At 42.9% G+C, this 21,418-nt stretch carries 23 protein-coding genes and 1 other RNA gene; 9 read left to right on the top strand and 15 right to left on the bottom strand.

Going from position 1 to position 21,418, the window contains the following annotated elements:
- The first annotated feature begins 36 nt into the window (after positions 1-36).
- From phnC to phnW, 5 genes are read left to right on the top strand one after another with little or no spacing between them, the layout of a single operon-like run.
- Positions 37-810: a phosphonate ABC transporter ATP-binding protein gene (gene phnC, locus C5Z26_RS10405; RefSeq protein ID WP_105449879.1), complete on the top strand. Its 774-nt coding sequence runs from the start codon at positions 37-39 to the stop codon at positions 808-810.
- Entirely contained in the window at positions 800-1,603 is an 804-nt protein-coding gene (phnE, locus tag C5Z26_RS10400; RefSeq protein WP_105449878.1) for a phosphonate ABC transporter, permease protein PhnE, read from the top strand. The genes phnC and phnE overlap by 11 nt, the downstream gene beginning before the upstream one ends.
- Positions 1,600-2,454, top strand: a complete 855-nt coding sequence (locus C5Z26_RS10395; RefSeq protein WP_105449877.1) for a PhnE/PtxC family ABC transporter permease — start codon at positions 1,600-1,602, stop codon at positions 2,452-2,454. The genes phnE and C5Z26_RS10395 overlap by 4 nt, the downstream gene beginning before the upstream one ends.
- A 25-nt stretch (positions 2,455-2,479) precedes the next feature.
- A complete protein-coding gene (phnX, locus tag C5Z26_RS10390; protein ID WP_105449876.1) occupies positions 2,480-3,277 on the top strand; it encodes a phosphonoacetaldehyde hydrolase in 798 nt (265 codons plus the stop codon).
- Between the two features lie 19 nt (positions 3,278-3,296).
- Positions 3,297-4,397 carry a 2-aminoethylphosphonate--pyruvate transaminase gene (gene phnW, locus C5Z26_RS10385; protein ID WP_105449875.1) on the top strand — a complete coding sequence of 367 codons (1,101 nt, stop codon included), beginning with the start codon at positions 3,297-3,299 and terminating at the stop codon, positions 4,395-4,397.
- A 94-nt stretch (positions 4,398-4,491) separates the two neighbouring features.
- On the opposite strand, the gene galE is transcribed toward phnW, so the two are convergent.
- From galE to C5Z26_RS10315, 14 genes are all read right to left on the bottom strand, one after another.
- Complete coding sequence (gene galE, locus C5Z26_RS10380; RefSeq protein ID WP_105449874.1) at positions 4,492-5,487, bottom strand: UDP-glucose 4-epimerase GalE; 996 nt, start codon at positions 5,485-5,487, stop codon at positions 4,492-4,494.
- A 122-nt stretch (positions 5,488-5,609) separates the two neighbouring features.
- Complete coding sequence (locus C5Z26_RS10375) at positions 5,610-6,395, bottom strand: acyl-[acyl-carrier-protein] thioesterase (protein ID WP_105449873.1); 786 nt, start codon at positions 6,393-6,395, stop codon at positions 5,610-5,612.
- Positions 6,396-6,407: 12 nt separating this feature from the next.
- Positions 6,408-7,286 carry a 16S rRNA (cytidine(1402)-2'-O)-methyltransferase gene (gene rsmI, locus C5Z26_RS10370; RefSeq protein WP_105449872.1) on the bottom strand — a complete coding sequence of 293 codons (879 nt, stop codon included), beginning with the start codon at positions 7,284-7,286 and terminating at the stop codon, positions 6,408-6,410.
- Positions 7,287-7,308: 22 nt separating this feature from the next.
- Positions 7,309-7,656, bottom strand: a complete 348-nt coding sequence (locus C5Z26_RS10365) for a DNA replication initiation control protein YabA (RefSeq protein WP_105449871.1) — start codon at positions 7,654-7,656, stop codon at positions 7,309-7,311.
- Between the two features lie 24 nt (positions 7,657-7,680).
- Positions 7,681-8,703, bottom strand: coding sequence for a DNA polymerase III subunit delta' (holB, locus tag C5Z26_RS10360; RefSeq protein ID WP_105449870.1), 1,023 nt, complete (start codon positions 8,701-8,703; stop codon positions 7,681-7,683).
- 18 nt (positions 8,704-8,721) lie between these two features.
- Positions 8,722-9,051, bottom strand: a complete 330-nt coding sequence (darA, locus tag C5Z26_RS10355) for a cyclic di-AMP receptor DarA (RefSeq protein ID WP_105449869.1) — start codon at positions 9,049-9,051, stop codon at positions 8,722-8,724.
- Complete coding sequence (gene tmk / locus C5Z26_RS10350; RefSeq protein ID WP_105450178.1) at positions 9,048-9,713, bottom strand: dTMP kinase; 666 nt, start codon at positions 9,711-9,713, stop codon at positions 9,048-9,050. The genes darA and tmk overlap by 4 nt, the downstream gene beginning before the upstream one ends.
- 189 nt (positions 9,714-9,902) lie before the next feature.
- Positions 9,903-10,154: a YaaL family protein gene (locus tag C5Z26_RS10345; RefSeq protein WP_105450177.1), complete on the bottom strand. Its 252-nt coding sequence runs from the start codon at positions 10,152-10,154 to the stop codon at positions 9,903-9,905.
- A 15-nt stretch (positions 10,155-10,169) separates the two neighbouring features.
- Positions 10,170-10,769 carry a recombination mediator RecR gene (recR, locus tag C5Z26_RS10340; protein ID WP_105449868.1) on the bottom strand — a complete coding sequence of 200 codons (600 nt, stop codon included), beginning with the start codon at positions 10,767-10,769 and terminating at the stop codon, positions 10,170-10,172.
- A 26-nt stretch (positions 10,770-10,795) separates the two neighbouring features.
- Positions 10,796-11,104 (bottom strand): YbaB/EbfC family nucleoid-associated protein, encoded by a 309-nt coding sequence (locus C5Z26_RS10335; RefSeq protein ID WP_105449867.1) that lies wholly within the window; start codon positions 11,102-11,104, stop codon positions 10,796-10,798.
- 23 nt (positions 11,105-11,127) lie between these two features.
- The gene (dnaX, locus tag C5Z26_RS10330; RefSeq protein ID WP_105449866.1) at positions 11,128-12,828 is read right to left on the bottom strand and encodes a DNA polymerase III subunit gamma/tau; all 1,701 of its coding nucleotides are present in this window, start codon (positions 12,826-12,828) and stop codon (positions 11,128-11,130) included.
- Between the two features lie 100 nt (positions 12,829-12,928).
- An RNA gene (ffs, locus tag C5Z26_RS10325) (signal recognition particle sRNA small type) lies at positions 12,929-13,015 on the bottom strand.
- Between the two features lie 53 nt (positions 13,016-13,068).
- Entirely contained in the window at positions 13,069-13,572 is a 504-nt protein-coding gene (gene tadA / locus C5Z26_RS10320; RefSeq protein WP_255414949.1) for a tRNA adenosine(34) deaminase TadA, read from the bottom strand.
- The gene (locus C5Z26_RS10315; protein ID WP_105449865.1) at positions 13,565-14,185 is read right to left on the bottom strand and encodes a class I SAM-dependent methyltransferase; all 621 of its coding nucleotides are present in this window, start codon (positions 14,183-14,185) and stop codon (positions 13,565-13,567) included. Before C5Z26_RS10315 ends, tadA begins: the two co-directional genes overlap by 8 nt.
- Positions 14,186-14,407: 222 nt before the next feature.
- Between C5Z26_RS10315 and C5Z26_RS10310 the strand changes: the two genes are divergently transcribed.
- The 4 genes from C5Z26_RS10310 to C5Z26_RS10295 all read left to right on the top strand — a co-directional run bounded on the left by C5Z26_RS10310 (position 14,408) and on the right by C5Z26_RS10295 (position 18,654).
- Positions 14,408-14,638: a redoxin NrdH gene (locus tag C5Z26_RS10310; RefSeq protein WP_105449864.1), complete on the top strand. Its 231-nt coding sequence runs from the start codon at positions 14,408-14,410 to the stop codon at positions 14,636-14,638.
- Between the two features lie 135 nt (positions 14,639-14,773).
- Positions 14,774-16,939 (top strand): class 1b ribonucleoside-diphosphate reductase subunit alpha, encoded by a 2,166-nt coding sequence (nrdE, locus tag C5Z26_RS10305; protein ID WP_105449863.1) that lies wholly within the window; start codon positions 14,774-14,776, stop codon positions 16,937-16,939.
- 29 nt (positions 16,940-16,968) lie between these two features.
- Positions 16,969-17,985 (top strand): class 1b ribonucleoside-diphosphate reductase subunit beta, encoded by a 1,017-nt coding sequence (gene nrdF, locus C5Z26_RS10300; RefSeq protein ID WP_105449862.1) that lies wholly within the window; start codon positions 16,969-16,971, stop codon positions 17,983-17,985.
- 93 nt (positions 17,986-18,078) lie between these two features.
- Entirely contained in the window at positions 18,079-18,654 is a 576-nt protein-coding gene (locus C5Z26_RS10295; protein WP_105449861.1) for an LOG family protein, read from the top strand.
- A 62-nt stretch (positions 18,655-18,716) separates the two neighbouring features.
- On the opposite strand, the gene mprF is transcribed toward C5Z26_RS10295, so the two are convergent.
- Positions 18,717-21,338 carry a bifunctional lysylphosphatidylglycerol flippase/synthetase MprF gene (gene mprF, locus C5Z26_RS10290; RefSeq protein ID WP_105449860.1) on the bottom strand — a complete coding sequence of 874 codons (2,622 nt, stop codon included), beginning with the start codon at positions 21,336-21,338 and terminating at the stop codon, positions 18,717-18,719.
- Positions 21,339-21,418: the final 80 nt, after the last annotated feature.

The raw sequence follows: 21,418 nt of genomic DNA, 5'->3' as shown, positions 1-21,418 counted from the left end.
ACTCGGTAGCTAATAAGCATCATGAAAGGAACTGCTATGCTCAAAGTAATCCAATTAAATAAAACTTACGGTCACAATAAGCACTCCCTTAAAGGGGTTAGTTTTACAGCGCAACCTGGTGAAGTAACGGCCATCATTGGCCCATCCGGGGCTGGTAAAACAACTATTTTACGGAGTGTCAACCAATTAATCCGCGACGACAGTGGTCAAATTCTACTTGATGATCAAGACATTCGCCAAGCTAATAAATCAGAACTACGCCGTATTCGACATCACATTGGGATGATTTTTCAAAATTACAACCTCATCGAGCCACTAACGGCTTTAGAAAATGTCTTACATGGTCGTTTAGGTGCCAAATCAACTTTAGCTGGTATGTTGGGACGCTACACAGACGCTGAGAAAGCCGAAGCTTTAGCTTTATTAACCGAAGTTGGTCTCAAAGAATATGCGTATCAACGCTGTGATCAGTTAAGCGGTGGCCAACAGCAACGTGTTGGAATTGCGCGAGCTTTGATGCAGCATCCTAAAATGATCTTATGCGATGAACCGATTGCCTCTTTGGATCCTAAATCAACACAAATTGTGATGGATATTTTACGTCGGTTAGCTAAGGAAAAGCAGCTCATCATTCTCATTAATCTCCATCAAGTAGATATTGCAACCGACTACGCTGATCACATTATTGGCATTAATAGCGGTGAAATTGTCTTTGAAGGTGCTAGTCAAACTGTTGATGATGCCATCTTACAACGAATCTATGCGCAAGCTGAAAAGCCTGAATCGACGGTGAGTGCTCATGAAAACTAACTTTCAATCACCACAACAATTTTTTCGTCAACGTCGGTTACGATTATTCGTTATTTTATTGATACTGATTGGGATTTACGCTGCTTCCGTGGCAATCGTTAACTTTCAAACAATAACGTCACTAGCTCAGGTCCCAGCCGGCTTAATCTGGCTCTTTAAGAACTTTGTACCCACTGCCAGTTCAATCTCGTATTTAGGTCCCATTCTTTATCAGTTATGGCGTACTTTAATTGTCGCAATTTCCTCCACAGTCTGTGCTAGTTTGTTTGGACTGATTTTGGCTGTGCTTGGTGCCAAGACGACTAGTCCTGCACCTGGTCTCAGACTGGTAATTCGGTTGATTGCGTCATTATTACGGAATATTCCAGTAGTTGCTTGGGCAATGATCTTACTATTTTCTTTCAAGCAAAGTGATTTAACCGGTTTTCTAGCCTTATTTTTCATGACTTTAGGCTATTTAATCCGCGCCTTCACGGAAACGATTGAAGACTTAAACGCTGAAAAGTTGCAGGCACTCCAAGCAGTTGGCGCTAGTTACTTCCAATGTGTTTTTTGTGGCGTCTTACCCGAGGTTGCCAGTACCCTGACTAGTTGGGTCCTTTACATGATTGAAAACAATCTCCGTGATGCCACTTTAGTCGGCATCCTAACTGGAACTGGTATTGGGTTCCTATTCAATCACTATTTTAAGAGTTTTCGTTACGATGCTGCCGGCTTAATTGTCTTGTTAATTGCCGTTTTAGTTATTCTACTCGAACTAACTTCCACTCAGATTCGGAGGGCGATTGCATGATTGAAAATAGTCAACCAAAACCTGAGACCATTCGGCCACATGCACCAAAAACCACACATATTTCATTAATCACGAAACCGCGTTTAATTCTGCGGACTGTGTTAGGGGCCTTAGGCTTAATTACCATTTACTCATTGCTCACACTTGATACCGGTAACTTGAATTTTCTTGATGCCTTTCAAAGCTTAGGTCTTAACTTAAAGGCTATGTTTTTACAACCAAGCGTCGGTCAAGATTCCTGGTCTTTATTACTACGGGCATTGGCAACTAGTGTCTCATTAGCCATGCTAACCACACTATTGGGTGCGTTAATTGCCTTTTTCATTGCTGTTTTTTCGGCCCGCAACTTAGTCCCCGATGGACTAGCAAACACGATTAAAGCGGTAATGGCGTTCATCCGGTCAATTCCAACCATTCTCTGGGTACTGATTTATTCAGTTGTCATGGGCTTGGGCGCTAACGCAGCTGTTGTTGGCCTTACATTCCATAGTGTCGCCTACTTGGTCAAAGCTTATTCCGAAAGTATTGAAGAAACTTCTCAAGACACGATTGAAGCATTAAAAGCCAGTGGCGTTGGCTTTTGGCCGATTGTCTTCCAAGCAATTTTACCGTCGATTATTCCAGCATTACTGAGTTGGACTTTCATCCGCTTTGAAATCAACTTTGCTAATGCAGTTGCAGTTGGTGCCGCTGCCGGCGCTGACGATATTGGTTACTATCTATTCATGGCCAGTGGCTTCTACTTTAATTTTCATGAAGTTGGCCTCATCGTTTACCTTTTGATTGCAGTAGCCATCGTATTGGAAGTTGTCTCAATGCGTTTGCGCGGTCACTATTTAAAAAACAACTAATCCACCTAACTAAAGGAGTTATAACATGACGATTAAAGCACTTATTTTTGATTGGGCCGGTACGACAGTTGACTATGGCAGCCGAGCGCCCATCGTAGCTTTTCAACAAGCTTTTGCCAATGTTGGCGTTGAAATTTCTGAAGCTGAAATCCGTCAAGACATGGGCTTAGATAAATACACGCACATTCACAAAATCATTAACTTACCACTCGTCCAAAATAATTGGCAAGCTCGCTTTCAGGTCTTGCCTTCCCATGATGACTGCGAACGCATCTATCAGGATTTCAAAACAATTTTATTAGCCTCGCTAACGGACTTTGCGACACTAAAGCCAGGCATGCCAGCCGTCATTGATTATCTTGATCAACATCAGATCGCCTATGGCACCACTACTGGTTACGATGCCGAAATGTTAGCCATCGTTGCCCCAATTGCGGCTAAACAAGGCTATCGTCCTAGTGTCAATATTACTTCTGCTCAAACTAATGGGATTGGTCGACCAGCGCCAGCCATGCTTGAACTTGCTTGCGACCAATTAGCGGTTACTGATCCCGCAACTGTTTTAAAAATCGGCGATTCTATCAATGATATTTTAGAAGGTCAAAATGCGAACGTCCGAACTGTCGGTATCGTTGACGGAAGTAATCTAATGGGCTCATCACAAGCTGAGTTTGAGGCGTTAACCTTCGCCGAACAAACGGCACGACGGGCAAAAGTCACAGCCGACTATCAGGCAGCCGGGGCGGATTACATTTTGCAATCAATGGTTGACCTACCGTCATTACTTACAACAATCAATCAACCTGTTATCGATACTCACTAAGACTTTAAAGGAGTACACCATGAAACAACCGTATTTATTACTCACACCAGGCCCCCTAAGTACGACAGCGACTGTTAAAGCTGCGATGCAGATTGATTACTGTACTTGGGATAGCGATTACCGGGAAATTACCGAAACCATTCGGCAACAGCTGTTAACTTTAGCCCAGGCTAATCCAGACAACTACACAACGGTATTATTACAAGGTAGCGGTAGTTACGCCGTCGAAGCAACGCTCGGAACGGCGATTCCACGAAAAGATGCCGTCTTAATGATTGCCATCAACGGTGCCTATGGTCATCGCATGAGCACCATCGCAGACTACTATCAAATTCCACACGTCGACGTCGTATTTGCAGAGGACCAAGCGGTTGATCCTCAAAGAATCGCTCAAGCCTTAGCCGCTCATCCCGAAGTCACCCACTTCGCCACTGTCCATAGTGAAACCACGACTGGCATTTTAAACCCGATTGAACAGTTACTCCCCTTGCTAAAATCACGGGGAATCATCTCGATTATTGATGCGATGTCGAGTCTCGGTGGCGTGCCAATTGACGTCGATCAATTGGCCTGTGACTATTTAATCAGTAGCGCTAATAAATGCGTGCAAGGCGTGCCGGGCTTCGCATTTGTCATTGCTAAAAAAAGTGAGCTCGCTCAAACAGCGACTAATGCCCGATCACTAAGTCTTGATTTATATGACCAATGGCAAACGATGACCAACCAACCGGGCAAGTGGCGATTTACATCGCCAACCCATGTTGTCCATGCCTTCGCACAAGCCTTGGCCGAATTTAAGGTTGAAGGTGGCGTGATTCCACGTTATCATCGCTACGCTGCCAATCAAGCGCTATTAAGTACGGGTATGCAAGCGCTGGGCTTTGAATTAGTCATTGGTCAAGCTGATCAAGGTCCCATCATCACATCCTTTAAATATCCCACAACCCACTTTAAATTTGACGATTTTTATCAATTTATCAAAGACCGGGGCTTTGTGATTTATCCAGGGAAAGTATCCAACATTCCAAGTTTCCGGATTGGAACCATTGGTGATGTTAATACTGATGATATCAAGCGGTTGCTTGCAATTATCAGCGACTATCAACAGCTCAATCAATAAGTGACACCCCCTAAAAAACACCAGGTTGCTTGGCATCACTAGCTCAGAAATCAGCTAGCATTGTCAGTAACCTGGTGTTTTAATTTATGTCAATTTAGTTGCGATCATCATAACCATTAGGGTGCTTTTGGGTCCAAGCCCAAGCGGTCTTAATGATTTCATTAACATCATCGTAATGTGGTTGCCAGCCTAAAATTTGGCGAGCCTTATCACTAGCAGCTACCAATGAATCAGGATCACCAGGACGCCGTGCAGTCAGCGTCGCCGGAATAGGTTTCCCTGTCACTTCCCGGGCGGCCGCCAACATCTGCCGATTAGAAAAGCCAGTTGAAGAGCCTAAGTTAAAGGCATTACTGTCATTTCCAGCAGCCAAATATTTCAATGCTAAGATATGCGCATCCGCTAAATCTAACACATGGACATAATCACGCACATTAGTCCCATCTGGCGTTTGGTAATCATCCCCAAAAATCTTTAGCTCGGCACGTTTACCTTGAGCGACCTGTAAAATAATTGGCACTAAATGCGTTTCAGGACCATGGTCTTCCCCGATACTACCATCTGGTTTTGCACCAGCTACGTTAAAGTACCGTAATGCCACAAACTTAACACCATAGGCCACGTCTGCCCAATGCATAATCTGTTCCATCATTAACTTGCTAGCACCATATGGGTTAATCGGATTCTGCGGATCAGTTTCTTTAATTGGAATTTGTTTCGGTGTGCCATAAGTGGCAGCTGTTGATGAGAAGACAATTTGCTTCACCCCATGGGCTTGCATGACTTCTAACAACGTAATCATCCCACCAGTATTATTGTCAAAATATTTCAACGGTTTTTCCATTGATTCTGGTACGATTGAAAATGCGGCAAAATGAACAACTGCTGTAATTGATTCACGATCAAAAACCTGATTTAAAAATTCAGCGTCGCGCACATCGCCTTCATAGAAAGTGGCTCCTGGATTAATTGCTGCCCGGTGACCGGTAACTAAATTATCGACCACTGCTACCTCGGTACCATTTTCAACTAAGCGATCAACCATGTGAGAACCAATATAACCGGCTCCCCCCAAAACAAGAATTGACATAATTTACCTCCCTTTAAACTTACCCTTATCATAGCATAAACCAGTGGCCAATTAGCTTTAAGTTGACACCCAACCGCACAAAAAAAGTTGAGCACTAACGGCTCAACTTTAGGGCAACTTACTTATTCAATTGGTGCCGCTAGTGGCCGCCACTTAACTGTTACTTCACAACACTTCTCATCGCCAACCATGATACGATGACTCGTTGTCACTTCATCTGGCGCTGTCGCCGGCAAAATATTAACTGCTGAAGTCACCGTATGCCCATACTGCACTTCGTTTTCATAACGAACTGCTACTTGGACCAAATCATGTTGTAATAAAAATTCAGCGGGTAGCGTATCCAATAACCAGTCAAAATAGTGCGCATTATTAACATGCCGGTTCGGATCAATATCAAAGAAGCGGACCTGGTACGGCTTACTCAACGTCGTTGGCGTTTCTTCAAAATTAATCGGTCGTGGTAATCGTGGGATTCGCTTAACAGCTTCTGAATGGTAAGGTGCCACTAATTCAGGATCAATTTTTACAATTCGCCGCGTTGTTTGACTCATCGTCACCCAAATGCTGGTAATATAGGCCAAGTTTTGCCCATCAGCATCACGAATCCAAAATTCGCGAAACGCAAAATATGGATTATATGCGGAGCCACGGACGGCCAAAGTGACAGTCTCATCCAATTTGGGCATCCGCGTAATCGTCATCTCATACTGGGTCACCACCCAACCCACGCCATGATTTTGCACAAATTCTGTTGTTAATCCCAGCGCATCACTTTGATCTTGCGAGGCCAAAATAGCAATGTTAATTAACGTCGTCAACGTTGCCCGTCCCGTGCGATCACATTCGTAGTAAGTTAATCGGTGTTTTTCAGTAAAAATTTTAGCTTGGTCGCCTAAAGCTGCCATGGCCTGCGCCTCCTATTTAATATCGTGAAACTCATTGTAAACAGTCTGACGTTGGACCTGCCGGCGTTTAGCAATCGCCTTAATTGCGACATTCGGCTTATCACCAGCGGCTATTAGCGCCTCAACTTGAGCCTTTAAAGGCAACTGTGCCAATTCATCCGGCGCATCCGGTTCAGGATCATGCGGATTACCCCCAATTAATAACACAAATTCCCCTTTAAGTTGATGATTTTGAGCCCAATCGACCAACTCCGTTAGTGTCCCGCGGGCAAATTCTTCATAACGCTTCGTTAATTCTCGACAAGCAACGACTGGCCGAGTGCCTTCACAGACTGTCGCTAAGGTTGCGAGCGTTTTGGCAACGCGAAAAGGTGACTCATATAAGATCACGGTCTCTTTTCGGGCCACTAACGCCGTTAAAGCAATTTTTTGTTCTTGTTTTTTTCGCGGTAAAAAGCCATAAAAATAAAACGGTTGTGGCACTAATCCGGACGCAATTAACGCTGTTAAACCCGCGTTTGCCCCCGGTAAAGGAACTACGGGTAACTTTGCAGCGACACAAGCGGCCACTAATTCGGTGCCAGGATCACTAATTGACGGCATCCCAGCGTCACTTACTTGTGCCAAGTCAACGCCCGCTTGTAGCTTGGCAATTAACTGCGGAATCCGTTCCTGCGTATTATGTTCATGAAAACTAATTTGTTTCGTCTCAATTTCAAAATGATTCAATAATTTCTGTGTATTACGGGTATCTTCGGCCGCAATTAAATCAACCGCCTTTAACGTCGTCACTGCCCGATACGTCATATCTTGCAAGTTACCAATTGGCGTCGGTACTAAATACAACGTTCCTACAGCAGCGTGGTCAGCAAAACTTTGTTGCGTTTCCAAATTGTCTCCTCCTTACCACGGTTTAGGCACGTTCCCGTTCGCCATAAATCACTTCTAAACAAAAGACACAGGATTCATCATCATCGCGCCGTTTGCCATAAAACTGATTACAGACATGGAATCCTTCATCGTAAAGTTTTTCCAGATTTTGCCGCGATTTCGAAAGGGTGGTTGTGCCAGCGGTCTTTTTCGGTAATTCATTCTCAATTTCAACCATGTGTTCCCGTAAATGTTCGTTTTCAATAACTAACTCAGCGTTTTTTTCTAACACTTTAGTCATATCAGCCCGTAGTTGCGCCATTTTATCGAGCATTTGTTGCATCTGTTGTTCCATATCACCGAAACTATCGTATAAATCACGCTTATCCACACGCTCACCCTCATCTTTTTATATTTAAGCGTTTTTTTGAAAAATTGGCCACAATTGTAACGTTAGTCCTTCTAAGACATTTTGAAAGCTAATATTACTAGCCAGCTGGCGCTTAGCCGCCAACGCTAATTCGGTGGCCGTTACTAATTGCGACGCTTGTAACGTCGCCGTCATTGTTGCTAATTGTTCCTGATATTGGCCGAAACTGAGCTCATTTGGCGCTTCAACCTTAAAATGAACCTGCAGTAAGTCCTGAAACAGACTCGCAATTAAATCCAATAGCACGCCTTGTTGTGCGGCATCCTTACCCAAGCTCACTAGATTAGTCTGAACTGCCACAAAACTCCGGGCATCGCCTTTAACCACTTGTGAAAACCAACGCCAAAGTTGCGTCACCGCCGTGGTTAACCAATCATCGACTAACCAAGCTTGGGCTTGGGTCACGCTATTCGTGAGGTGCCGTAAAATTTGTGCTTGTTGCGGTGGAATCCCAGCCTGTTCAAATAATTGCTGTAGTTCGCCCGCACGTAACGGGGGAAATTCAATCACCTGAGTCCGCGAAATAATAGTCGGTAACATGAGCTGTTTATTCGTCGTTAATAAGAACGCGGTCACGTTCCCACTAGGTTCTTCAATAAACTTTAATAGACTATTAGCCGCACTCGCTGTCATTTTTTCGGCATCTGAAATAATAAAAATCTTTCGATTACCTTCCACCGCACTTTTAGAAAACTCTGCTTTTAAGTAACGAACTTGATCCACATGAATACTTTGACCAGCCGGCGCAACCGTCACAATATCGGGATGTTGGCCGTTAGCGATTCGTAAGCATTCATCACAGGTCCCATCTGGTTCATCCGCCACAACATGGTGACAAAATAACCGTTGGGCAATCCAAATAGCTAATTCATGTTGACCAGCCCCTGCCATGCCAGCAAATAAATAAGCATGGGCTAAATGTTGCTGCGTAATAATATGTTTAAAAGCAGCCAATAGTGCCGGCTGCTTTGCCGTTAAGGTCGTTGTTAATTCATCAGTTGTTACCATTATTAACCACCTTAAACTTTAAAATTGGTGAAATTGATCAATTGGTAAAACAAACACAGTGGCCCCACCAACTTGAACTTCAACCGGATAGGCCGAAGCGCCATCCATCGTGACATCAAGGTTAACTGGTGGCGTCATAAACTGATCACGGGCATGACTGGTGTGCTTAATCATGGCTAAAACTTCATCGACGCGGTCATCATCAATCCCAATCATGAACGTCGTATTTCCGGAACGTAAAAAGCCGCCCGTCGTCGACAATTTCGTGGCCCGCACATTGGCTTCAATAAATTGACTGCTGAGGCGGTTACTATCTTTATCTTGAACAATGGCAATAATTAATTTCATAATTTCGACTTCCCCTCAGTGGTAAAATATTGCGGTAATTGTGTCGTCATAATTTGCAGGGCTTGCGTGACAACTTGCGCTAACGGTTGACTTGCATCTACCCGTTTAATCCGCGCTGGATACTGAGCTAACAATTGTAAATAAGCCGCCTGTACCCGTTGATGAAAGCTCAAGGCTTCCACATCTAAGCGATTGATTTCATTTTGACGATGCGTTTGAATACGTTGCAAGCCCACTGCCGCATCAACATCAAAATACAAGGTCAAATCAGGCGTTAACCCCGCCGTAGCAAATTGATTCATCTCTTCGACGGCTTGTTCACCAATCCCCCGACCTGCACCTTGATAGGCAATCGAACTGTCAATAAATCGATCACACAGTACCAACTTATCTTGGGCTAAAGCAGGTAGAATTTTTTGCACCAAATGTTGGCGCCGAGCTGCCGCATACAACAAGGCTTCAGTTCGATCATCCATCGCCGTATTATGCCGATCCAAAATTATTTTTCGAATCGCTTCTGAAATTTGATTACCACCCGGTTCCCGTGTAACGACCAATTGATCGCCTAACTGCGGGGCTATCTTGGCAACTAATGCGGTTAAGGCCGAGGTCTTACCCGCACCATCGGGCCCTTCAAAGGTTACTAACTTTCCTGTCACAATTCCCAATCCCATCTAATAATCCATATTGTCATAATTGTACTTGATTGTGGCAAGCATGTCTAATGCGTTCACCACTAGTGAGAGTATTTAAAAGCTTTATTTCACTGCATTAACCACTATCAATTGTGTTTTTCGCCTCATTATAACTAAAAAGCGCTACGTTAAAAAACGTACCGCCTAAGTCTAATCCTATTTATCAATGACTGAACGTTGAATTTGATTACCGTGAACTTGACGCCGACGCGCTTCACGGTACAAATATAAATACTTGGCACGTGCCAATACCGTTTGGGTCACTAATTCACTCGTATTGTTATCATAAATTGCTTTTTCATTTTGCTTCGCACGATCCCAATCAACTTTGGCAGCATTGAGTAATGTCAATAACTGTTGATCATACGTTGCCTTGGGGTGCTTAATTTTTTGTCGTCGCTTAAAAATTAGTTTCACCCCCACTTACATCTCTTGCCGACCTTCAACGGCCTTAAAGAGGGTCATCTCATCCGCATATTGGATATCACTACCAACAGATAAGCCATGCGCTAACCGGGTTACCTTAATCCCAGCCGGCTTCACGAGCCGTGAGATATACATGGCTGTCGCTTCACCTTCAGGCGTAGCATTGGTTGCAATGATGACTTCTTTAATCGCTTCATTTTGTTGCAGCCGTTTTAATAAGCTCGCAATATTAATATCTTCGGGCCCCTTACCATCAACTGGTGATAAAACACCATGCAAAACATGATATAGGCCTTGGTATTCTTTGATTTTTTCCATAGCCATTACATCCTTGGCTTCTTCAACCACTAGAACAGCACTTTGATCACGCGACTTATCTTTACAAATCACACAAGGATCATCTTCTGTGATATTGCCACAAATACTGCAAAAATGTAAATCACGTTTTGCGGCCACTAAGGCTTTCGCAAATTCAGTGACATCATCACCATCCATATCGATGGTATAAAAGGCCAAACGGGTCGCCGTTTTACCGCCAATCCCTGGTAATTTCATGTAACTATCAATTAACTTTGCAATTGGTTCTGGATATTGCATTTGCTTACCTCACTACCTGTTTTCGACTACTGCAAGCCTTTGGTATACTTGCCCATCGTGCTTTGTGTTTGGGCATCAACTTGAGCTAACGCATCATTTACCGCAGTTAGAACCAAGTCTTGTAACATGTCCACGTCATCAGGATCAACGGCAGCTGGTTTAATCGTAATATCTTGCATTTTCTTATCACCAGTAAACGTCACTTTAACCATCTCATCCGGAGCACTCCCCGTAAAAGTTGCTTCGTTTAAAGCCGCTTGTTCAACGGACATATCTTGTTGCATTTTCTTCATTTGCTTCATCATATTTTGCATATTACCCATACCACGCATCATTATTCATCAATTCCCTTCAATTTTTAATCTGCTTTAACTTCAACAATCCCACTAAACATTGCTTCGGCTTGCGCCACTACCGCCGGCTGCTCCGGCTTAGCTGGCGACGCACCACCATCTGGCTGGTGTGTCGCTAAGTAATCCTTACGCAACTGCGGCCACTGTTCTTCTGGAACACAGACGACTTTTGGTGCCGTTCCCATCAACCGCGCTAACCCATTACTTAAGGCAGCCATCAAGACTTGATCATCAATCGCTTTTTGATATAAAAAGGCATAGTCAAATGCGACCACGACCCCTTCATCGCTGGCAGCAACCGGTTTTGAAACATGCATTAATGCCCGCTGCGTCACACTTAAAATATTCATTAAGTCTGCCCACACCTCGCGAATCTTTAACAGATCGGCTTTGGTTGCCGCACCTAAAATCGGATAGATTTGACTAACATTTACTTTTTTAACCGCTGGGCCATTACTATTAGTGGCCTGCTTAACCCGCTTCGGCTGACTCTGATTAGTCGTGATACCTTGGGCTTTAAGCGTCGTTAATTCGGTTTGTAACTGATCGACTTTCGTGGTCAATTGCTGAATTGTCGGATCATCTGCCCCTACGATAGCAGGTGCCGATTGGACCCCAGTCGCTGGTGTCAACTGCGCTAGCTTAACCGTTAAGACTTCTAGATAAACATCCGGATGGGTCGTAAAACGCATCTGTTGTTGAATATCATTTAACGTTTTGATCATCTGATACAAGACTTCCGCATCAATCTGCTTGGCAAAGGCTTGGAACCGATCATCATTTTCTCCCATCGCCACACTATCGACCATTTCGGGTGCTTGTTGATAGAGTAACACATCTCGTGTGTAACTAATCAAATCTTCAATGAACCGATTAGCATCTTTGCCTGCTTGCAAAATTTGCCGCATCGTTTCCAATGCCGGCTTAGTTTGTTGACTGGTTACTGCTTCAACATAATCTGCAATCAAAGTCTTGGTCACACTACCCGTAACCATCAAGGCATCATCTAAAGTGACTGTATTGTCGCCAAAAGAAATCACTTGGTCCAAAATACTCAACGCATCTCGCATTCCACCTTCGGCAGCTTGCGCAATGACTCGTAACGCCTTTTCATCATAAGTCACTTGCTTTTGGTCCAAAATATAAACCATTCGGTCATAGCTATCTTTAGCGGTAATCCGCCGAAAATCGAACCGTTGGGTCCGCGAAATAATCGTCAACGGAATCTTGTGTGGTTCCGTGGTTGCTAAAATAAAAATCACGTTAGCCGGTGGTTCTTCTAACGTCTTTAACAAGGCATTGAACGCACCAGTCGATAACATATGCACTTCATCAATGATGTAAACCTTATAATCCGCCTGCGTTGGCGCATATTTAGCCTTATCCCGAATATCTCGAATTTCTTCGACCCCATTATTAGAAGCCGCATCAATTTCAATGACATCATTCAATTGACCTTTAGTTGTTGCCACGCACGTTTCACATTGATTACAAGGCTCACCATCAACTAAATGATGACAGTTAATCGCCTTTGAAAAAATCTTAGCCGCGGACGTTTTCCCAGTGCCCCGTGGTCCGGTGAACAAATACGCATGACTCGTTTGGTGGGTCATGATCGCATTTTTTAGCGTTTGCGTAATCATCTGTTGACCGACGATTTCGTCAAACCGTTGTGGTCGCCACACCCGATATAATGCCCGATACATGCGAATCTTCCTCTCTCACTAGCCAACTGGCTCAATTCATAACAACATTAATTTAAATAAAAAGCTCTCAACCGAATGGCTAAGAGCTGTTACATTTCATAAAAACTTAAGGCACAAGATGAAGCAAACTTAGTGCTGCTTCCTTCCGGACCTGACACGATTCGTAAATCCACCCTTGCCTTAAGGCCTTGCGGCAAATACTATAATACATGATTTAAGCACAGAATGCTAGCCATCCGCTTAATTTTTTTCAGTCGCTTGCTGGCGCGCCTTTTTAGCAGCCTTTTGGCGTTTACGAATATCTCGGAAAAAGTTTTCTAATAACTCGCCCGCGGGCCGTGGCAAGATCCGTTCATGCACCGTCACTTGATGGTTCAACCGGTCATCAGCCATTAAATGATACAAACTATGGACCGCGCCGGCCTTAGGATCACGAGCACCATAATAAAGTTCTGGAATCCGTGCATTTAAAATAGCGCCACTACACATGATACAAGGTTCTAACGTGACATAAATCTGACAGTCTTCCAAGCGCCAACTGTGTAGATACTCGCAGGCTTCTTGAATCGCCATGATTTCGGCATGTAACGTAGCGTCTTGACCATGCTCACGTAAATTGTGGCCCCGACCAATAATTTCACCATCGTGCACAATCACAGCGCCAATTGGCACTTCACCAATTAAGCTAGCCAACTTGGCCTCATGTAACGCTTCTAACATCCATTTTTCTGGTTCACTAGCGATCAAGTGATCCCTCCTTTACACTTTGCAAAATGTAGTAGCCTTTGTCTTTCTTAATAATCGTACAGTTACCAAAAGTCGCCGTCATTATCTTTTTGGCTGAGGGCGCCCCTTGCTTTTTTTGTAAGACCACGGTTAAGGTTCCACCCGTAACTAAATGGGGCAACGCACCAGTCAGCATTGCTGCCACCACCGTTTTACCAGCACGCACGGGGGGATTAGTCACAATCGCCGCATAATCAGTCGTGGTCACTTGCTCATAACAATCAGAAGTGAACACATTAACATTGGTCAATTGGTTTAAAGTTGCGTTCTGACGCGCCAAGCTTAGCGCTAACTCATTCACATCAACCATATCAACGGTCCGTTGTGGCGATTGATAGGCTAAGGCCAACCCAATCGGACCGTAACCCGTTCCTAAATCCAAAATATTTCCGGTTGGCAAATCGGTTGGCTCAAAAGCTGACAGTAATGTTCGGGACCCATAATCCACGGTCCGCTTGGAAAAAACACCATTGTCAGTCGTAAATTTAAACTGATGATCAAAGATTTCAAAATTCCATTGTTTTTCAGCATGCACAATATCTGGATTGTGTGTATAATAATAGTTGGTCATAATTTTTTCCTCTAATTTTTAGGCTACATCTATGATACCTGATTCCACGAAATAACGACAATTATTTTAAATAAATTTAAACGACGGTTAAAAGCCGGTCCTAACACAACATCTTGTGGTTTGAAACTTTTTCATCCACGAGATGTTGTGTTTTTTGATTGTATTTTCCCTAGCTTGTTGTATACTAAATTTATCGATTAAACGAATTAAGGGTGATTTGAAATGAAAAAAGTAACAGTATTCACGAAAAATAATTGTATGCAATGCAAGATGACTAAGAAATTTTTGACCGCACACAATATTGCATTTGAAGAGAAAAATATTAACGTCAATCCTGAGTATGTTGACTATTTAAAAGACCAAGGCTTCCAAGCCGTACCTGTTGTTGAAATCAATGGCGAAAGTAGCATTGCTGGCTTCCGTCCTGACGAATTGAAACAATTAGCTGTCTAACACCGTTTATTTTTGTATCTTTAAACCGAATGAACATCATTTTTTAAAACCGACCCACAATCACTAGTTTCCTATTGATTGTGGGTCGTCCATTTTAGCCAATAGTTAATTATTTTGAAAGAAAGAGGAATCCCTATGAGCCTGAAAGACTTAAAAGATGTTACCTATTATGATTTAAATAACGAAATCAACATTCCAATCAACAATCAGATTCCTTTGAACAAAGATCAAGATGCCCTAGCAGCCTTTCTGGTACAGAATGTCCAACCTAATACCAAGCAATTTCCTAGTCTCAAAGCGCGTTTTGATTATTTATTAGACCATGACTACTTGGAAACGGGTTTCATCGAAAAATACGAATTTAGTTTTATTGAAAAATTATACGCCTATTTGAAAACGCAAGATTTTAAATTCAAGACGTTTATGGCCGCTTATAAATTCTACGCACAATACGCCTTAAAGACTGATGATGGTGACTATTACTTAGAAAACTTTATCGACCGGGTTGCTATGAATGCCTTGTACTTTGCTGATGGCGACGAACAATTGGCATTAAACTTAGCCGACGAAATTATCCATCAACGTTACCAACCCGCAACCCCAAGCTTTTTAAATGCCGGACGTGCACGACGTGGTGAACTAATCTCTTGTTTCTTAATCCAATCAACCGATGACATGAATGCCATTGGTCGGACAATTAACTCAGCTCTCCAATTATCCCGAATTGGTGGCGGGGTCGGAATTAACTTAAGTAATTTACGTGGCGCTGGCGACCCGATCAAACACATTGATGGTGCTGCTAGTGGGGTCGTTCCTGTGATGAAGTTATTGGAGGACAGCTTTTCTTATTCCAACCAACTTGGTCAACGCCAAGGTGCCGGCGTGGTTTATCTCAGTGTCTTCCACCCAGATATTATCGCCTTCTTGTCGGCTAAGAAAGAAAATGCTGACGAAAAGATTCGCTTAAAGACCCTCTCCCTTGGTGTAACAGTACCTGATAAGTTTTACGAACTCCTTAAAACTGATGCTGATATGTATCTATTCAGCCCTTACGGTGTCGAACGCGAATATGGCGTGCCATTCTCCTATGTTGATATCACTAAAGAATACGACAACATGGTCAAGAATCCTAACATCAAAAAGACCAAGCTCAAGGCCCGTGATCTTGAAAATGAAATCAGTAAATTACAACAAGAATCTGGCTATCCATACGTCGTTAATATTGATACCGCTAACCGGGCTAACCCAATTGATGGCAAAATCGTTATGAGCAACCTTTGTTCTGAAGTCATGCAGGTTCAAACACCTTCACTCATTAATGATCAACAAGAATACGAAAAGATGGGAACTGATATTAGTTGTAACTTAGGCTCAACTAATATTGTTAACTTAATGCAATCACCTGACTTTGGTCATTCGGTCGCCGCAATGGTCCGCGCACTAACTTTTGTTACCGACAATTCCAACGTGGACGTTGTGCCTTCTATTCAAAAAGGAAATCATCAAGCACATACGATTGGTTTGGGCGCCATGGGCTTACATGCCTTCTTCGCCAAGAACCAGATGGAATATGGGAGCAAAGAAGCCGTTGACTTCACAAATATCTACTTCTTATTGCTAAACTACTGGACGTTAAAGGCATCTAACACGATTGCTCGCGAACGCCACACGACTTTTGTGAATTTCGAAAAATCAAAATATGCGGACGGCACTTATTTCGATAAGTATTTAGACCAAGCTTGGCAACCAAAATTTGCTAAGACTGCCGCTTTATTTGACGGTATCTTCATTCCAACTAAAGCTGACTGGGCGGCCTTAAAAACCGATGTCATGCGCGATGGTTTATACCATCAAAACCGGATGGCCGTTGCACCAAATGGCTCAATTTCCTACATTAATGACACGACTGCTAGCTTGCACCCCATCATCAACCGGGTCGAAGAACGGCAAGAAAAGAAAATTGGTAAGATCTATTATCCCGCTCCTTACCTATCTAATGATACAATTGATTATTATAAGTCTGCTTATGATACTGACATGCGTAAAGTCATTGATGTTTACGCCGCTGCTCAGCAACACGTTGATCAAGGCATGAGTTTAACACTCTTCATGCGGTCAACCATTCCAGCCGGCTTATATGAATGGAAAGACGGCCGGACTGACAAAATGACGACTCGTGACTTAAATATCCTCCGGAATTATGCTTACCGGAAAGGGATTAAGTCAATCTACTATATCCGGACCTTTACGGATGACGATGGTGAAGTTGGCGTCAATGAATGTGAAAGCTGCGTCATTTAGCACACTAAATCTCTAGGAGGACACTCGCTATGGCAACAGACTTGGCATATTACCAAAAATTACTCAGCAATGGCAATTACAAAGCGATTAACTGGGATCAAGTTTCAGATGCAATTGATAAAAGTACGTGGGAAAAATTAACCGAACAATTTTGGTTAGATACCCGAATTCCAGTTTCCAATGATATTGCGGACTGGCGCGATTTAGATGACGATCATCGTTGGGTCGTCGGTCACGTTTTTGGTGGCTTAACTTTACTGGACACCTTACAATCACAAGATGGCCTACAATCACTGCGGCGACACATTGTGACGCCCCATGAAACAGCGGTTTTAAACAATATTCAATTCATGGAATCAGTCCATGCTAAAAGTTATTCAACGATTTTTGAAACGTTAAATACGCCTGATGAAATCAACGAAATCTTTGACTGGAGTGACAGTGAAGAATATCTCCAAAACAAAGCCAAATGGATTTATAAATTATATGATAACTTCGATGAAGATCCATTAAAGCAGAAAGTCGCGAACGTTTTCTTGGAAACCTTCTTATTCTACTCTGGCTTTTACACGCCACTTTACTATTTGGGGCATAATCAATTACCAAACGTTGCTGAAATTATTAAATTAATTTTACGGGACGAAAGTGTCCATGGCACTTATATTGGTTATAAATTCCAATTAGGCTTCAAGAATCGTTCTGAAAAGGCCCAGGCTGAATTTAAAGACTGGATGTTCGACTTCTTATACAAGCTTTATGAAAATGAAGAAAATTATGTTCATTTGGTTTACGATCAAATCGGCTGGTCAGATGAAGTTTTGACCTTTAGTCGCTACAATGCCAATAAGGCGTTGATGAACTTAGGTCAAGATGCCCTCTTCCCAGATACGGCTGAAGATGTTAACCCAGTCGTTATGAACGGTATTTCAACGGGGACATCAAACCATGACTTCTTCTCACAAGTTGGGAATGGCTATCGTTTGGGCCAAGTTGAAGCAATGCAAGACACTGATTACGATATTGGTGAACCAGGCGATTCGCTTTAATTAAACGCATTAAAGTTCAGTAAAGTAGCGGCTTCGGGACTTGGTCTCGTCGCCGCTACTTTTTAATTTTTTACGATGGAGGATGAATAACCCATGTCAATTCATAATATTTGTGTCTTTTGCGGCTCTAATTCTGGCTTAGACCCCGACTTTACCACCAAAACAATTGCCTTAGGTCAGTACTTAGCTGATCATGATTATCAGCTAATTTATGGTGGCGGTAACCATGGTCTGATGGGTAAAGTAGCCACGGCCACCCTCGATGCTGGCGGCCGTGTTATTGGTATTATTCCCCGCTTTCTAGTTGAACGCGAATTAGCTTTAAAAAACGTGACGACTTTCATTGAAACTAGTACGATGACTGAACGTAAGGAAAAAATGCTACACTTAGCAGATGCCTTTATCGTACTGCCTGGTGGCTTCGGCACTTTTGAAGAATTTTTGCAAATGCTCTCTTGGAGTCAAATCGATATTCACCAAAAACCGATTGCACTTTATAATATTAACGGTTTTTACGATAACTTGGTACAGATGCTAGCCACTAGCACCAAGATGGGCTTTGCGCCGGTTGAAAATCTGAACCTCTTCATCAATGGTCATAATTTGAGCGAAATTTTTACCGGTTTAGAAAACTATCATCATGTCCTCCCACCCAAATATACTAATTAAGCTTGCTGACAAAGAAGCACTTCAAGAATTTTATCAGTTCTTGAAGTGCTTCTTTTTGGCTATTAACGATGATGATTCAAATTTTGAAACCATTTTGGTCCAAGTAACAAATGGCGTTCGGCACGTTTCTTTTGACGTGTGTTAACCACTTGCAATAATTGTAAAATCGTAAAAATCAATGAATTCCGTTTCCGGTAAGCGATATATTTAGGCGCCCATGCCGTAACGTATTTTTCTTTATACGACCGCAACCCTTGAAAACCGTACAATTGATAGCCATATTCATAAATCAGATGTGCAATTTTTTCCTGAATGAAGCTGTACCGTGAAACGCCGACCCCAGCCAGCGGCGCCATCCCCATGTTGAAGTAAGCAAACCCTTGGGCTCGTGCTTGTTCAAAGAGATGTACAAAAACCGTATCCATAATTCCCGATGGTGCGGCCGCACTTGATCGCATCAAATCAATCGACGCGATTTTGTCATTCCCCTGTGGCATCAAATTAGCAAAGGCTACCAGTTGATGCTCAGGGTTATAAACCACCGCAATCGGGGCCTGATTCAAGTATGTCTCATCAAAGAACCCTAACGAAAATCCTTTTTCAGCCTCGCCATTAAGCCAACTATCTGAAACGGCTTTTAATGCCGCCATCGTCGCCGCTGAAAATGGTGGCTGCAAGATTTCAAACTGATAGTCATCCCGTGTGAACTTATTCATCAAAGCCCGTTCACCACGGAGCCGTTTACCGGCCAAGCTAAAGTCAGCCAGTTTGACATGGCCTTCCTCGCCAGTCTTAATAAAATCAAAACCCATTTCATGTAATCGCATCGTCAAAGTTTCATTAATTTCATAGAAGACTAATGAATACCCATCGCTGTCAGCATCATCCATGAGCTGTTCTAAGGCCGGCTGAAGATAGGCTTGGTTTCCGAATGGCTCGCCCATCAGAATCAGCTTGTCAGCCTTCTGTTGGTATAGAAAGATAAGCTGGTCTTCACCTGCGGCCTGATAGTAATAAACCAATTTATCATTCAAAAAAGCTAAGTGGGAGATCTCATTGCCACCAGCTGTTGCAATCACGTGCTTAACGCGTTCAAGATCCAACTTCAAGCCCAGCCGCGCGTTATGACCATTCGCAAAATAACGATTCATGGCGACTAAAATCAAAGCCGCAATGACTAAACCAATGACGCCGAATAACCATAGTTTTTGCGAGGGGAAAAACAAGGCTTCCGGCACCGCATGGCGATGATGAATCTGGGGGGCATTATAAACGCCCACAATCGTATACAACACAAACGTAATCACGTAAACACAACCTACCCACAGCAGTTGCCCCCACGAGAGTGCCAGCCGGCGGCGATAGTAGGCCTGCTTCGATAATGCAACTAGGGCTAAAATAATCACTAAAAAGATAATAAACTTCATGGAAATAGCGTCATACACCACTAGCCAACGAATCGTGTTTAAAATTGCAATCAGTAAAACAATCACCGTTGGCCAAAAAGCTTTTTTGACACGACCGGCTGTCCCTAGCGCAACCCCAATCAATAAAAAGGCCATCACAATACTACTAGCCTGATTAATAAAGAAAAAGGTAAACGGATAAACCTGCAAGAAAATTTTATTATTATAGGCAAAATTAGGAACCGTCGACATTAACAACATCAAAAAACCGGAAACATAAAGAAAAACAGTTAACGCCATTTGAGCAAAACGTTGTAATGCTGCCTTTGGAATACCTTCTAAATGTTGATTCAAGCGTCGACCGGTATCATGTGTGAATAACCCTAACCCAATCGCAAATGGGATAATGTAATAGAATAGCCGATAAAACAATAACCAAGCGACCGCATCTGGCCGTGAGACCCCAACGGCTCCCAGTCCAAAAATCATAAATACATCAAATGAACCGATCCCACCAGGAACCATCGATACTTCCCCAACGACTGAGGCAATCACAAACAAAGGCACAACCGCCGCAAAATCAATTGGTAATTGCATAAAATTACCAATTAGTAAAAAGAATAGGACACAGCCCGTCCATTCTCCAAATGAACCGCTTAATAAGCGGACAACATTACCTAGCGTTAGTCCTTCAAAGAAAGCTGAATCATTGACCCGGGTAAAGATAAAGACCGCTGGAAAATACAAAGAACCACCAACCAACCAAATCCAATAACTACGGTAAACTTGGCCGATGCCAAAACCATAGACCAAAATCAATGAAATCATACAATAAAGCGATAATCCCGACACTAAGAATAAGGCAATTTTAGAGATGGCGAAGACAATCTGTTTTTTGCTGGCACCTTTGTTATAGAAATTGGCCCGCAATGAGGCCCCGAGTACACCGCCGAAGCCCCCAATATTCGTAAAAGTATTCGTAATCCATCCGGCTTTAAAAATATATCCCAGCGAATAGTGGTTCGGCAGAAATTTCGTAATCATGACGTCATAGGTCAGCATGGGCGTTACCGCCACCATCCCAATCACAACCATACTTAATAAATGCCACCAACTTTGTGAAGCTAGTGCCGTTCCTAATTGAGCCCCACTTACTTCTTTAGCAATCTTACCCACTTCAGTAATAACAAATAGTAAAACTGAAAAGACAAATAAGGCCTTAATTAAGCCCAGCCGTTTATTTAAGCTGGCCCCCACTTTTTGTATCATCGCCTTCAAAAAAATTCCCCCAATACCGTTATTGCTCTTATTATCGCAATCTTATTTCATTTATACAACCTTCCACCCAAGTTTTAAAA

It is taken from the genome of Lactobacillus sp. CBA3606 (assembly GCF_002970935.1).
Classification (GTDB): Bacteria; Bacillota; Bacilli; order Lactobacillales; family Lactobacillaceae; genus Lactiplantibacillus.
This window is presented reverse-complemented; position numbering and strand designations above follow the sequence as displayed.

Coding starts and splice junctions, on each gene's coding strand:
- dnaX (WP_105449866.1), bottom strand. CDS start 12,828: ATGTATCGGGCATTATATCGGGTGTGGCGACCACAACGGTTTGACGAA.
- C5Z26_RS10375 (WP_105449873.1), bottom strand. CDS start 6,395: ATGGCAGCTTTAGGCGACCAAGCTAAAATTTTTACTGAAAAACACCGA.
- nrdE (WP_105449863.1), top strand. CDS start 14,774: ATGAGCCTGAAAGACTTAAAAGATGTTACCTATTATGATTTAAATAAC.
- phnW (WP_105449875.1), top strand. CDS start 3,297: ATGAAACAACCGTATTTATTACTCACACCAGGCCCCCTAAGTACGACA.
- nrdF (WP_105449862.1), top strand. CDS start 16,969: ATGGCAACAGACTTGGCATATTACCAAAAATTACTCAGCAATGGCAAT.
- phnE (WP_105449878.1), top strand. CDS start 800: ATGAAAACTAACTTTCAATCACCACAACAATTTTTTCGTCAACGTCGG.
- phnC (WP_105449879.1), top strand. CDS start 37: ATGCTCAAAGTAATCCAATTAAATAAAACTTACGGTCACAATAAGCAC.
- C5Z26_RS10395 (WP_105449877.1), top strand. CDS start 1,600: ATGATTGAAAATAGTCAACCAAAACCTGAGACCATTCGGCCACATGCA.
- galE (WP_105449874.1), bottom strand. CDS start 5,487: ATGTCAATTCTTGTTTTGGGGGGAGCCGGTTATATTGGTTCTCACATG.
- C5Z26_RS10310 (WP_105449864.1), top strand. CDS start 14,408: ATGAAAAAAGTAACAGTATTCACGAAAAATAATTGTATGCAATGCAAG.
- C5Z26_RS10335 (WP_105449867.1), bottom strand. CDS start 11,104: ATGATGCGTGGTATGGGTAATATGCAAAATATGATGAAGCAAATGAAG.
- darA (WP_105449869.1), bottom strand. CDS start 9,051: ATGAAATTAATTATTGCCATTGTTCAAGATAAAGATAGTAACCGCCTC.
- C5Z26_RS10295 (WP_105449861.1), top strand. CDS start 18,079: ATGTCAATTCATAATATTTGTGTCTTTTGCGGCTCTAATTCTGGCTTA.
- C5Z26_RS10315 (WP_105449865.1), bottom strand. CDS start 14,185: ATGACCAACTATTATTATACACACAATCCAGATATTGTGCATGCTGAA.
- phnX (WP_105449876.1), top strand. CDS start 2,480: ATGACGATTAAAGCACTTATTTTTGATTGGGCCGGTACGACAGTTGAC.
- holB (WP_105449870.1), bottom strand. CDS start 8,703: ATGGTAACAACTGATGAATTAACAACGACCTTAACGGCAAAGCAGCCG.
- recR (WP_105449868.1), bottom strand. CDS start 10,769: ATGCAATATCCAGAACCAATTGCAAAGTTAATTGATAGTTACATGAAA.